Annotated in this window: 12 protein-coding genes; 7 read left to right on the plus strand and 5 right to left on the minus strand. The window is 65.3% G+C overall.

The genetic code is table 11. The features are described from left to right. Window positions 1-383: type IIL restriction-modification enzyme MmeI (locus ACT3T9_RS18090; protein ID WP_444607236.1), on the plus strand; the 383-nt coding region annotated here is incomplete at its 5' end. A 144-nt stretch (window positions 384-527) separates the two neighbouring features. Here ACT3T9_RS18090 and ACT3T9_RS18095 read toward each other — a convergent pair. The 3 genes from ACT3T9_RS18095 to ACT3T9_RS18105 all read right to left on the minus strand — a co-directional run bounded on the left by ACT3T9_RS18095 (window position 528) and on the right by ACT3T9_RS18105 (window position 4,491). Beyond that, window positions 528-1,883: an SMODS domain-containing nucleotidyltransferase gene (locus tag ACT3T9_RS18095; RefSeq protein WP_444607237.1), complete on the minus strand. Its 1,356-nt coding sequence runs from the start codon at window positions 1,881-1,883 to the stop codon at window positions 528-530. Then, window positions 1,880-3,118 carry an SAVED domain-containing protein gene (locus ACT3T9_RS18100; protein ID WP_444607238.1) on the minus strand — a complete coding sequence of 413 codons (1,239 nt, stop codon included), beginning with the start codon at window positions 3,116-3,118 and terminating at the stop codon, window positions 1,880-1,882. The genes ACT3T9_RS18095 and ACT3T9_RS18100 overlap by 4 nt, the downstream gene beginning before the upstream one ends. 230 nt (window positions 3,119-3,348) lie before the next feature. Then, window positions 3,349-4,491, minus strand: coding sequence for an AAA family ATPase (locus ACT3T9_RS18105; RefSeq protein WP_193107454.1), 1,143 nt, complete (start codon window positions 4,489-4,491; stop codon window positions 3,349-3,351). A 456-nt stretch (window positions 4,492-4,947) separates the two neighbouring features. Here ACT3T9_RS18105 and ACT3T9_RS18110 point away from each other — a divergent pair, with 456 nt between their 5' ends. Next, window positions 4,948-5,148, plus strand: a complete 201-nt coding sequence (locus tag ACT3T9_RS18110) for a hypothetical protein (protein ID WP_193119512.1) — start codon at window positions 4,948-4,950, stop codon at window positions 5,146-5,148. A gap of 268 nt (window positions 5,149-5,416) precedes the next feature. Here the strand turns inward: ACT3T9_RS18110 and ACT3T9_RS18115 are convergent, their stop codons facing one another. Both ACT3T9_RS18115 and ACT3T9_RS18120 read right to left on the minus strand, forming a co-directional pair. Then, complete coding sequence (locus ACT3T9_RS18115; protein ID WP_193107404.1) at window positions 5,417-5,710, minus strand: hypothetical protein; 294 nt, start codon at window positions 5,708-5,710, stop codon at window positions 5,417-5,419. Between the two features lie 246 nt (window positions 5,711-5,956). Then, entirely contained in the window at window positions 5,957-6,946 is a 990-nt protein-coding gene (locus ACT3T9_RS18120) for a siderophore-interacting protein (RefSeq protein WP_193107403.1), read from the minus strand. Between the two features lie 197 nt (window positions 6,947-7,143). Between ACT3T9_RS18120 and ACT3T9_RS18125 the strand changes: the two genes are divergently transcribed. The 5 genes from ACT3T9_RS18125 (at window position 7,144) to ACT3T9_RS18145 (ending at window position 12,163) form a co-directional block, all read left to right on the plus strand. Then, window positions 7,144-8,118, plus strand: coding sequence for an ABC transporter substrate-binding protein (locus tag ACT3T9_RS18125; protein ID WP_193119511.1), 975 nt, complete (start codon window positions 7,144-7,146; stop codon window positions 8,116-8,118). After that, the gene (locus ACT3T9_RS18130) at window positions 8,115-9,200 is read left to right on the plus strand and encodes an iron chelate uptake ABC transporter family permease subunit (RefSeq protein ID WP_441446632.1); all 1,086 of its coding nucleotides are present in this window, start codon (window positions 8,115-8,117) and stop codon (window positions 9,198-9,200) included. Before ACT3T9_RS18125 ends, ACT3T9_RS18130 begins: the two co-directional genes overlap by 4 nt. After that, window positions 9,197-10,303 carry a FecCD family ABC transporter permease gene (locus tag ACT3T9_RS18135; RefSeq protein WP_193119510.1) on the plus strand — a complete coding sequence of 369 codons (1,107 nt, stop codon included), beginning with the start codon at window positions 9,197-9,199 and terminating at the stop codon, window positions 10,301-10,303. Before ACT3T9_RS18130 ends, ACT3T9_RS18135 begins: the two co-directional genes overlap by 4 nt. Continuing rightward, entirely contained in the window at window positions 10,300-11,079 is a 780-nt protein-coding gene (locus ACT3T9_RS18140) for an ABC transporter ATP-binding protein (protein WP_193107400.1), read from the plus strand. Before ACT3T9_RS18135 ends, ACT3T9_RS18140 begins: the two co-directional genes overlap by 4 nt. 130 nt (window positions 11,080-11,209) lie before the next feature. Further along, window positions 11,210-12,163: a tyrosine-type recombinase/integrase gene (locus tag ACT3T9_RS18145; RefSeq protein ID WP_441446634.1), complete on the plus strand. Its 954-nt coding sequence runs from the start codon at window positions 11,210-11,212 to the stop codon at window positions 12,161-12,163. Window positions 12,164-12,207: the final 44 nt, after the last annotated feature.

Consider the following 12,207-nt stretch of genomic DNA (forward strand, 5'->3'; position numbering starts at 1 on the left):
GGGCGCAGGAGTGGCACGCAGGCCTACTCCAGTCCTCCATGTTCATGGCCTGGGTTAGGCGCTTCACGGGACGGCTAGAGTCCCGATACTCCTTGGCGCCCGGGCTGGTTTACTTCCCGATCCCGTTCCCGATTCCGAGTGACACGCAGCGGGACAAGTTGACCGCCGCGATCGAAGAGGTCTTTGCTGAGCGCGACGCCCACCCAGACGCCACACTTGCTGACCTCTACGAGCCGACCGGCATGCCCACCGGACTGCTCAAAGCACACAAGCAGCTCGACCGCGTCGTCGACCGGCTCTTCGGAGCAAAGAGCCCGCTCGAGTCCGACGCCGAGCGGATGAAGATCCTCGAGGCGCGGTACGTCGAGCTCGCCTCGCAGTGAGCAAGCTGCACTCTCAGTGAGCGGCGACGTACACTTCGCGGACCGTGTTCGGCCCGCAGCTGCGGTCGGCGATGATCTAGCGGTTCTCCTTGATCCACTCCCGGATTTTCGCGTTGCCCGTTTGTAGGCCGACTGTGCAGGTGCTCACCGCGAAAGTATCGTCACGTCCTGGGTGTCCGTTGCAATTGCCACGCCGTCCTTCACGATCCAAGCCTGCACCCAGTGATCTCCAGCGAAGTCAGAAGATTCTTCAATGCTCTCTCCTTCCTTTCGGATCTCGCCACGAAAGAGGTCGCGGCTAGCAGCCTCAAGGCCCGCGTTGCGAACTTTCCAATAAACGTCGTAGGGTGGCTCGACGGTGCACTGTTCAATCGTGAATCTGAGACGACGTCCGAGGGGTACGTGGTTACCATGGGCGGCCATCGGCCGAAAGCGACCCCTTCCATTCGCCCTGGGAGCAAACCGGCCTATCACGCGCATACGCATGGACGGGTCTATCCGAATGGGAACGCCAAGGTCCCTGTCGAGACGCTGCTCTCCGGGCGCCTCCAGCTTCTCGTAAGTGCGAATATCCAGAGGCGCTGCCTCAGCTATCAGAGCGGACTCGGCCTTCCTCACGCCGCCGAAATCGTCACCGAATAGCTTTTTCCATTCTTCAACACTAGTCGGAGCATTCGCATCATACGCTAGACGCGCCTTCCGGGCCCATGTATTCACCTGGCTCTGCAGGTTGGAGAAGCCCGATTCGGTCAGCCGATCAGCGAGGTTCTGGCCGATGCGGTCGTCCACCCAAGGGCGACTGTACATTGGTCCGATGTAGTCGTTTAGAGACTCGAGCAAGGATAAGAAGGTCGAGCTGACATTCCCGTAGTCGTCGACGCCGGCGAAACTGTGTACCTGCTCGGTGAGTAGAGCGGCGAGCACCACTGATGGAACTTCAATCGAACTCCGGTCCCGCAGGTACTTGACGAGTCGGACCGCACGGATGAGATGTCCATTAGTTGTCCGTGCGCTCTCTTCTATCCACTCGGTGAACGCGACGGGGTCCTGCCGGAGAAACTCGTTCCTTGTCCGGTGGGTGATGTACGTCAATCCGTCAGCGCGCTCAACGAAAGGGACCACGTCGATGTGAAAATCGTTGGCGTACTCGATAGTTACACAACGCTTGCCGAGCACTGTTTTGTTGGCGTAGCGAGGAGACGCATCAAGAGCCTTCTTTAGCTCGCTGGTGTACTTCTTTGGTTCCCAATCCGGCTGCTCGACCATGGGAAGCAGAACGTCTGCGTCGAAGTCGTTGCCGCTGGCGGGCCGGATGATGGTCTTGTGTGCGAACGACCCTTGCGGGATAAGGCTGTCCTCGAGGAGCTTCGTAAGCTCCGGAGCGTCGGAGAGGTAGTTGTCCAGCGACGTGACTCGGCTGCGGAGCCGGTCTACGCGCGTGCTATTTAGGTTCACGTGATCCTTGAGGAACGCATTGAACTCTCTGATTCGGGCTGTCATCCGGCCACCTCCATGACGGGCTCGTAGGTGGCGTTGGTGGTGAGTTGATAAAGGGTGAAGTCGGGGTGGGCCGAGCGCATGCGGTGGCGACCGAGCTCAATCGCCGCCGTTGCCGGAGCGGCCGCGAAGATGTGAAGGCGTCTTGCATGGGGCCATTGTGATTCGATCTTCGCCAGCGCCTTCCTCCAGGTTTTTGTGAACTCGCGGAGGGTGGCGCGAGAATCGATTATGTCGGGCCCGGTCGTTCCTCCTGCGGCGCCGATTCGCACAGTGGGTAGGCCAGCGAGGTCGCGCGGGATTCGATCCTCCAGGATGCGCGCCGAAAGGTCGATGCACATAATGACGTCCTCGATGCCCTCGCGGTCATCGTGGGTTTCGGTCGCCGCGATGGAGAACACCTCCCCATCTGGTGCATCGTCTGGCCAGCACCATGCGTCTGCACTGTCGGCCCGATGCCTCTGGAATAACACCACCTCGACCTTATCGTCCAGGCGAGAGCCCAGATAGGTTAGTATCGGAACGGGTGCGAGTGCAAATACAGTGATAACCGAGGTGTCCTCGGCCGCGATAGCTTCGTAGACCCTGTCGAGCAGTCTATCGATCTCTATCTTTGCGGCTTCCCATGCCCATTTATGCGACTCGTCTTGAGTGAGTTTGATGTCGAACATCCCGTTTCGAGAGTCCGCGCCCATTCCTGTCAGCCCACTGGCGAGAAGGGCGTCGGAAACTTGTTCAGGCGAAGCAACAGTGGAAGTGCCGCGGATAGATGTGCAAACTCTTAGCACGCTCGCCTTGCGCAGGGTCGGGAACTTGGTGACTTCGCGGACCCGACGCTCGTGTTCAACCTTCTTCTTCTGGAGAAATTGGACGGTGTACTTGTGTCGGAGCCCCGGGGAGTCGATCGCTTTATGGCAGTCGTAACAGAGGAGCAGGAGGTTCTCCTCGAGCGCTCGCTCCTCCGCTGTTAGGGCGGAATCTCCGCGGGGAGAGTTGGGACCGGAGGTGGCTCCAACGTTGTGTGCGATCTGGCCGACGGGGATCTTGTGCCAGAAAGATCCCTCGTCGATCAGCCACTTTGAGCAGAGGACGCATCGTGCAGCTGCGCGCCCCCAGACACGCTCTCTGACGCTGTCCGTGACCGTCGATCTTCTCAACTCTGTGTCTCTTTTTTCTGCCATCCGCGCTTCGCTCCCTCGGCCGCTCTGGCTTCTGAGGATAGAGAAGCCCTCGGACATAGTGGTCTTGGAACTGGGGGTGCTTTGCTCTCACCGAGCATCCGTGAGTGTCAGATCGGCCGCGGATCCCGAGGGCGCCTCTACAGCAGTGGGTGCTGAACACGGGAGGGGTCAGGGGTGCAGGGGCTAGTGCGCATAGTAGAAGTTATGCGATCTTCCTGGTCGGTTGCAGTTCAGCGGGTTTTTGAGGGTCTCTTCGCACCATGGGAGGGGAGGCTGGCTGGGATGGGTCAGGCGTCCTCGTCGGTGAGGCCTTCCAGGGCGTTGTGGGCGGCGTGCTCGCGTAGGTGGTCGGCGGTGTAGGGGATGGTGAAGCGGACTTGTCCGTGGCCAGCGGCTTCGATGATGCCGTCGCGGATGAGCCGTCGGCGGTACTCGCCGGCGTATTGGGCGCTCACGCCCATGCGCTCAGCGATCTTCCCGGTGCGGGATGGGCCGTTGTCTTGGGCCATGGCGAGCAGGTATGTGCGATCAACGCTCGATAGCGGCCGCAGGGCGGGGGTATGGACGTGTCGGCCGAGGCGCCGTTGGGCGGCTGTGATCCCGGCGGTCACGTCCTCGGGAGTCACGGTGTCGGCGGTCTGGTGGGCTTTGAGGGCGTGGTAGCCCACCAGCTGGATCATGAACGGGTATCCGTCGACGGCGTCAGCTGCGACGTCGAGGGCTTGAATGTCGATCTCGCGGCCACTATCGGCGATCGTTCCCGCGAGGGCGGCTCGAACATCAGCGCGGCTCACGCGGCCGATGGGGTGGTGCTCTGCGCGGCGCAGGAACGTCGCCCCGGGATGGTCGAGGAGTTCCTCGATGGGAGTGGAGAGCCCCGCGGCCGCGAAAGCGAGCAGTCGTTCCTCTCGACGGCCGTACTGGATGATCTCGCCTAGCTTGCGGAGATCTTCGATATCGGTGGCCTGGACCTCGTCGATCGTGATCACGAGGCCTCGACCGGAGGGCTGGAGGGCATCGGTGAGCTCGGTGATCTGGGAGCGGAGGGTGGACTCAGCGGGGTAGCGCTCGGTCCAGGACGCACCGCCTCCGAGGGGACCGATGGTGCCACTCGCGGACTCGAGCTGCGACGGCAACTTGTCGGAGTGCTTCTGGAGCAGGCGCGGGAGGTGGTCTCGGGTGAGGCGCTCGAGGAGCCCGTTGCTGGAGCTCTCGGTGATGACCAGCCAGCCTGCGGTCTCAGCGGCTCGCCGGTATGAGTCGAGCAGCACGGTCTTTCCCATCCCTCGCTGCCCGGACAGGAGGATCGTCAGACCGGCGGGATCGAGGAGCCCGTCGAAGGTGTCCTCGAATTCGTCGAGCAGCTGATCGCGGCCTACCAGGAGGTGGGGGTAGGTGCCGAACGATGGCCTGAACAAGTTTCGCAACATCCAAAGAGTATAAAGGAATACGCTCGAATGCAAAGGGATCAAAAGGCTGCCGGGTCGTGGCAACACTAGTCTCGCGCGCCGGTCAGACGCCACCCTGGTGGCGACGCGGCATTGACTGCGTCGGCGCATCGTTCTCGAACCATGGGTCGCTCGGCGTTTTCATGGCCGCGATTCTGGCTCTGACGTTCCGACGCGTTGCACGAAGGCGTGCACCGATAGGTAGGTTGTCGACCCTTCCGGGACAGTACGCCGAGCACGGTCCTGACGCCCCGCTGGCCGTGAGGGGTCCTAATGCTCCGGGCGGCCTCGCGCTGCCGGGAGTCGGCAGATTTTGTCGCAATCCGAATGGTGGTTCGCCCCGAACTGGCAGGTCGATGGTCGGCGACCAGGGTGGTGGAGTTTCGCCGCCGCCCTTATGACACCTGCTCGAATCTATGAGCGCTGCCCGGAGGATCCATGATCATCAGCGAGTTCACTGACCGCGATGGTGACGCGCTCACGATTACCACGAACGCCGAGGGCGCATGGATCACCTGCACCAGCGCCCGGGATGAAGTGACGGTCGGCCCGTTTCCGTTCATAACCCTGGGGGCGGCCCTCGCCGAGGTTGGCCTCACAAGCACCGAGTTGCACGCACCCACGCCTGTGGGGCCGTAATGGCGGCGACACCCGTAGACGTTGTCGGGGGAGTGCGGGGGCGCGATCCGTGCACCCCATGAAGGGGAACCTGACCCTGCGGCTCACCTCCACCCGCCATGCTGCGCATACTCCGAGTGGTGGGGTCGGTACGGTGGGAGGACGGGTCGCTCGAGTGGCGCTGGTTAGTGATCGTCCGTGATCATCCACCGTTACCTTTCTCTGCAGGGGTACCTCTGGCAGGTTGAGACGCCGAACGACTACGGAGGGTCGCCAACGGCAACGGTCGTTAGGGCGATTCAGCACCGATGTGTGAATAGCTCGCGCTGGGGACCGCGGGGACGTCCTCGGCAGCAGGTGCCCGAGATGCGTCCTCGGATAGGACGGCGCGGAGGATCAGTGTGAACGCCTCGTCATCCTCGCGGAGGATCGCGGCTATGTCGGGCCTGCGGTCGGCGGTGGGGTACTGGGTGTAGTACTCATGCACTGCGGCGAAGAACCTGTCTTTCGCCTCCGGCGCCACCTCGGGGGAGTTTGCCTCGAGCCAGATTTCTGCCTCGAGGCGCTCACTCGGCGTGCTCACTAGGTGTCCTCTCGCTGTGGTCGGCCTATCCTGCGTACCCCTATTTGGCCAGATGGGACGTCATTGAGTGTATGAGAGGCGTTGCGGTTGGCTCCGCGTCCGACGGGCCGAGCACTACGCGCGGCGATCAGGAGAGCCGGACCCCGAGTCACCCCCCCATCGCTCCGAGAACTGCGAAACAGCGGTAGGCGCCCCTGTTGCTGCACCCACGGCGCCTCCCCATGCGCTTATTCCTCCTGGGGTGGGTTAGGAACCCTCGGCGCGGCCTTTTCGCCAGTAGCCCATGAATGCGACCTGGCGGCGGTCAATCCCGATGTCCTGGACAAGGTAGCGCCGGATATCTTTGACGGCGGCGGCTTCACCAGCGATCCAGGCGTAGAACGGGCGCTCACCCTGGGGAGTGTCGGTCCCGCTGTTGCGGGCTGCGCCGCTCAGGGCCCGAGGGACGTCCCACAGGATGGTCGCGTCGATATCGATGTCGTCGAGGTCAACTGCCTGGGCGTCGCTATCGGGAGCGGGCTGGACGGTCTCGCGGACGGCTGCGCGCATGAGGTCACCGTGGTCGCGTTCACCTCGAACGAGCCAGGTCACCTCCATGCCGGCGGGGACGTCGAGCGTGAGGATGTCTCCGGCGTGCGGGACTTCGAGGATCACGTGTCCGGTGAGGGTTTCTGCGGCGAATGGGGGCTGGGTGAGGGACTCGAGGATCGAGGCGATGGCCGGGACGGCGGTCTCGTCACCGGCGAGCAGGAGGTGACGGGCCGTGCCGGGATCGAACTCGATGCCACCTCGACCTCGGGGCACATCTCGAGCGGGTCCGATCACGTGCAGGCGGCTACCGATCTCCGCTGCGGTGGCCCAGTTGCTCGCAGGACCCCCATCGCTGGCTTCGCTGGTGTGCAGGACCATGTCGACGATCAGTTCACGCTCGGCGTCGCGCCACTCCCGCACGGTGTAGGTGCGCATGGATCCACGCACGTCCTCGTCGAGCTGTAGCCACGCCTGGTACCAGGACAGCGAAGGATCCTCGTGGTTGGCGAGGAACGAGGGGAGATCGAACGTTGGGGCGCCGTCGCCGGGCGGGATGATCAATTTGAAGCGGAGGTCTTGGGGGTGATGTTCGATGCCAAAGCCCTCCATCCCGGCGCCACTGAGCGTGACTCGGCGGAAGGAGTGACTGAGGTCCTCGATCGCGGTGACCTCGGCCTCGAACGCGGTAGCCGTCGGGCGTGGCATGGGGTGCTCCTGAACGTCGGGGCAGGTCGGGACGGGTGCCATCACGTGAGTGGAGGCCGACCTGTGTTACTTAGGTTAGCCTATCCTTGCACTAGCCATGGTGTGGTCGCAGCGCACTTGCGCGGGCTCCACTTTGTCCTACGTGTCCTCTCGCTGGTTCATCAGCGAGGTGGCCCCATCCCGATCGAAAGAGTCCGATGCAGCGTCGTCGCTTCCTCACCCTGTCCAGCCTCTCGGGCCTGAGCGTGCTCGGTCTCGCCGCGTGTTCGGGGTCCGAGTCCGCCAGTGAACAGGACCCCGGCCCTGGTGGTGAGCAGGCTTTCTCCTTTACTCCCGCGAACTACGACGGGGTCACGATTTCGTTGGACCAGGCCCCGGTGAGGATCGTCGCGGACATCTACTCCGCGGCGGCGCTGCAGCCGTACGGCATCGAGCCGGTCGGGGTTTTCGGGTTCGGCGCCACAGGGTCGGGCAAAGGGGACCTGGATCTTGATGCGCTGAATGTCCTGGGGCTCGAGGGTGAGCTCAGCCTTGAGAAGCTCGCTGCTGCAGCGCCTGACCTCATCATCGGGGTCGGGAACCAGGAGGGAACGGGGTGGACCTGGTGGGAGGACGAGGTGAGGGACCAGGCCACCGAGGTCGCGCCGTTCCTGCCCATTCGCATGGGTGGAACTCCGCCGGAGATGATCCAAGAATACCGTGCCCTGGCCCAGGCGCTGGGGGCCGACAGCGACGGAAGCGAGATCGCGACGGCCGAAGAGGACTTCAATGCCGCTCGTGAGCGGCTCCGGACGGTCACCGGACAGAAGCCGGACCTGACAGTCCTGGCGTTCAACACCACCGGAGACGTCATCTACACCAGCACCACCCTTGGCGTGCTGAACATGCTCGCTGAGGATGGCGTGGCGCTCGTGGGCCCCGAGGCCCCGGAGGAGTCCTCCTGGGCCGAGGTGAGTTGGGAGAGCATCGCGGACTACCCCGCCGATGTGATCCTTCAGGCCGAGACGTCGGTCGGGTACGAGGAGAACCCGCTGTGGCTGTCCCTGCCCGCCGTCGAGGCCGACCAGATCGGAACCTGGGACGACAAGCGGGCCTACACCTACGTCGCGCAGACCGCGTGGCTGAACGAGCTCGCGGCCGTCCTGGAGGACTCCGAGCGCATCATCCCGTGACGTCCCCACGGGCCTCTCGCCACCCCGCGGCCACCCACCCAACACCCCCCGCCGATGCCACGCAGCAGCTCGAGGTGGTCTCACGGCCACCCGTGATCCGGGCGATCGCCCCTCCCGCCCTCGGCGCTCTCACTGTCGTCGCGGTGATGGCAAGCCTCGTGGTGGGGGACCGCTCGATCTCACCCGGGACAGTCGTGGACGCGCTCCTATCCACGGACATGTCCGTGATCGATCATCAGGTGGTGTGGGGCTCCCGGGTTCCACGCACGGTTGCCGGGGTCGCGGTGGGGGCCGCGATCGCGGTTGCCGGAGCCCTCGTCCAGGCCCTCACACGTAACCCACTGGCCGATCCCGGCATCCTCGGGGTCAACGCCGGAGCCGCGGTAGCGGTTGCTGCCGGCGTGTCCCTGCTCGGTATCGGCGGGATGCAGGGCCAGTTGTGGTGCGCCGTGATCGGGGCGTTCATCGCGACGGTGGCTGTCCTTGCCATCGGGGCGGCCGGCCGCGGGGGCGCCGACCCCATCCGACTGACCCTGGCCGGCGTGGCTTTCGCCGCGGTCATGACGGGCCTGACCACGGCGATCACGCTGTTGGATGTCCGAGCGTTCGATGCGATGCGCACCTGGAGCGCCGGCTCCCTCGCCGTGCGGGGTATAGGGCCGACGCTGCAGGCCCTCCCGTTCGTCGCGATCGGGTTGCTTGCCGCCGCCGCCGCAGCGCGCTACCTCAGCTCCATCGCCCTGGGAGATGATCTCGCCACCACGCTCGGCGTCCCGCTCTTGCGGGCGCGCCTCTTGGGGATCCTGGGCATCACCACGGCCTGCGGTGCTGCCACGGCGATCGCCGGTCCCATCGGATTCGTCGGCCTCATGGTGCCTCACATCATCCGGTGGATCGTGGGCCCCCACCAGGGGTGGATCCTCGGACTCTCGGCACTGGCCGGCCCCTGCCTAATCCTCGGCGCCGATGTCCTCGCGCGCGTAGCGACCCCCGGTGGCATGCCCGTCGGAGTCGTCACCGCGTTCCTCGGCGCGCCCGTGCTGATCGCCATGGTCCGTACCCGGGCGGTGTCAGGCCTATGACCACACCGACAACCCACGCAACCACCACGAGGACACCGAAGGCACGGGGGCCCCGGGTGATCCCCGTCCCCACCCGCCTCGGGGGTGTCCTGCACCTGACGGTTCGCAAGGCGATTGTCACGCTCGTGATTCTCCTGGCGGCTGCCCTCGTGCTCGTCGTATCCGTCGGGACCGGTGAGGTCCCCATCCCCGCCGGCCGCGTCATCGGCGCGCTCCTGGGGACTGGGGACGCCGGCGACATCCTGGTCGTCCGGCAGTGGCGGCTACCGCGAGCACTGGTCGCTGTCCTGCTCGGGGCATCCCTCGGTATCGGCGGCGCGATCTTCCAGTCCCTCACCCGCAACCCGCTGGGAAGCCCGGACATCATCGGGTTCGGCACCGGCTCCTACACGGGCGCGCTGGTCGTCATCCTGTTCCTCGGCGGGTCCTCGCTGGGCACCGCCGGCGGCGCTCTCCTCGGTGGGATCCTCACCGCTTTCGCGGTCTACCTGCTGGCCCGCACCCGGGGAACGGGTGCCCGAGCCGGGCTCCCCGGGTTCCGTCTGATCATCGTCGGTATCGGTGTCTCCGCGATGCTCTCAGCGGTCAACACCTGGATCATCCTGCGCGCGGAGGTGGAGGACGCCATGCGCGTCGCGATCTGGGGAGCAGGATCCCTCAACGGTCTGTCCTGGAGCCACGTCCGCCTCTCCGCCGTGGCCGTCCTCCTCATCGCAGTCTTCGCCACGGTGCTCTCCGAGCGGATGCATTTGCTGGAGATGGGGGATGACCTCTCGACCTCGCTGGGCATCCGGACCGAGACCACTCGCATCCTGCTCATCGTCGTGGGGATCTCCGCCGTCGCGGTCGTCGCCTCGGTCGCAGGCCCGATCTCGTTCGTGGCGTTGGCGGCCCCCCAGATCGCTCGGCGCCTGACCCACGACAGTGGCGTCGCCATCGGCCCCGCTGCCCTTGTCGGAGCGTTCCTCCTGCTGGGCAGCGACTACATTGCCCAACGCATCCACCCCCAGACACCATTACCCGTCGGCGTCGTCACGGTATCGCTCGGCGGGGCCTACCTCGTCTGGCTCCTCATCCACGAAGGACGGAAGGGACGGTCATGACCACACGCCTCCAGGTCGACCACGCCACCATCGGCTACGGCGACCGCAGCGTTATTCAGGACCTCGACATCTCCGTCACCGACGGCTCGTTCACCGTCATCATCGGCCCCAACGCCTGTGGCAAATCCACTCTGCTGCGGTCGATGGCCCGCCTCCTAAAACCCACAGCAGGCATCGTCAGCCTCGATGGCAAGAACCTTGAGGACATGTCTTCCCGCGCGATCGCGCGCATCCTCGGCCTTCTGCCGCAGAGCGCGATCGCCCCGGACGGCATCCGCGTCCGAGACCTCGTCGCTCGTGGTCGCTTCCCCCACCGAGGGTTCCTGGCCCGTAACACCCCCCACGACCTCGAGGTCATCGACCAGGCGCTCGAGGCGACCGGCACGACAGACCTCGCCTACCGCCTCGTGGACGAACTGTCCGGGGGACAACGCCAACGCGTGTGGATCGCGATGGTCCTCGCCCAGGAGACCGACCTCCTCCTCCTAGACGAACCCACTACCTTCCTCGACATCGCTCACCAGATCGCCGTCCTGAACCTGTGCTCAAAGCTCCACCGCGGTGGAAGCACCGTCGTCGCGGTCCTCCACGACCTCAACCACGCCTGCCGCTACGCCTCCCACATCGTCGCGATGCGCGATGGCCGCATCGTGGCCCGCGGAGCACCGAAAGACATCATCGACGCCGACCTGGTCAGGGACGTCTTCGACCTTCCCGCCATGGTCATCGATGACCCCGTCACGGGCACCCCACTGGTCATCCCCACCGCTACATAGGCGGGGGAGCACGCTACTCGGGGCTCAGAAGCGATCGGGGACGATTGCGCTCAGTGCGCATAATCAAGATTATGCGCACTAGGCGGGGTGTCGCCGTGGCGGTGCGCCGGTTGCGGCCTAGCGTGGTGGGATGAGCGAGCTCTTCGTCGATGCGGCCCGGGACTGGATCGCGGAACGCCGCGCTGTCGGACGCACCATCAGTGCCGAGACGGCCAAGGCCTACCGCGGGGATATCGCTTCGTGGCAGCGCTACCTGGAGGCCCAAACGGGTGCCCCTGTCAGGGTGCGGGGCCTCACGAGTCCCGTCATCAAGGCCGCGCTGGCCGAGATGAACAACGCTGGCCTCGCGCCGGCTAGCCGCCGGCGCTTGGTGACAACGCTGCGCGGGCTATGCCGGTACCTCGTCCTCGAGTCCCGGCTGCCCACCGACCCTACGGCCGCGATCCAGGCGCCCCGCGCCCCCGCGCGTCTGCCCGTGGCGTTCACCGACGGCCAGATTTCCGCCCTCCTGGAGGCAGCGAAGACGGAAGACCCGCAGGCGCGCCCAGCAGCGCCGCTGCTGGACGTGGCGATCGTGCTGATCCTCGCAGCTGGCGGACTTCGTGCCAGCGAAGCCGCCGGCCTGCGGGCCCTCGATTACCGCCCCGGTGATGAGCCCTCGCTCCGTGTCGTCGGCAAAGGGCGCAAGGCCCGTACCGTGCCGCTGGATCCTGGCGTCGCTGCGCAGATCGACACCTACCTGCCCTGGCGCGCCGAGCGGCTACTCGAGCAGAGCGACCCGTCTCCCCTGCTCATCCGGCCAGATGGCCGAGCGCTGACTCGCGACACGATCTCCTACCGCGTCAACCGCCTCTACGTCCGGGCCGGTATCGCCAAGCCCGAGGGCGAAGCAGCTCACGCTCTGCGCCACACCTACGCCGTCTCCATGGTGGACGTCGGTGTCCCGATCTCCGAGGTGCAACAGCTGCTGGGTCACGAAAGCATCGCCACCACAGGCATCTACCTCAAAGCCTCAGCCGCCCACCTCAGAGCTGCCTCCGCCGCGCCCTCAGCCGCCCGCCTGCTTGCCAGCAAGATGGCATGACAGCTCCGCAGCAGAGGAGTCTTCTGTACGCGGCGAAGGAGGCC

This window comes from Brachybacterium sp. AOP29-B2-41 (assembly GCF_052378395.1).
Classification (GTDB): domain Bacteria; phylum Actinomycetota; class Actinomycetes; order Actinomycetales; family Dermabacteraceae; genus Brachybacterium.

Coding starts and splice junctions, on each gene's coding strand:
- ACT3T9_RS18095 (WP_444607237.1), bottom strand. CDS start 1,883: ATGACAGCCCGAATCAGAGAGTTCAATGCGTTCCTCAAGGATCACGTG.
- ACT3T9_RS18100 (WP_444607238.1), bottom strand. CDS start 3,118: ATGTCCGAGGGCTTCTCTATCCTCAGAAGCCAGAGCGGCCGAGGGAGC.
- ACT3T9_RS18105 (WP_193107454.1), bottom strand. CDS start 4,491: ATGTTGCGAAACTTGTTCAGGCCATCGTTCGGCACCTACCCCCACCTC.
- ACT3T9_RS18110 (WP_193119512.1), top strand. CDS start 4,948: ATGATCATCAGCGAGTTCACTGACCGCGATGGTGACGCGCTCACGATT.
- ACT3T9_RS18120 (WP_193107403.1), bottom strand. CDS start 6,946: ATGCCACGCCCGACGGCTACCGCGTTCGAGGCCGAGGTCACCGCGATC.
- ACT3T9_RS18125 (WP_193119511.1), top strand. CDS start 7,144: ATGCAGCGTCGTCGCTTCCTCACCCTGTCCAGCCTCTCGGGCCTGAGC.
- ACT3T9_RS18135 (WP_193119510.1), top strand. CDS start 9,197: ATGACCACACCGACAACCCACGCAACCACCACGAGGACACCGAAGGCA.
- ACT3T9_RS18140 (WP_193107400.1), top strand. CDS start 10,300: ATGACCACACGCCTCCAGGTCGACCACGCCACCATCGGCTACGGCGAC.
- ACT3T9_RS18145 (WP_441446634.1), top strand. CDS start 11,210: ATGAGCGAGCTCTTCGTCGATGCGGCCCGGGACTGGATCGCGGAACGC.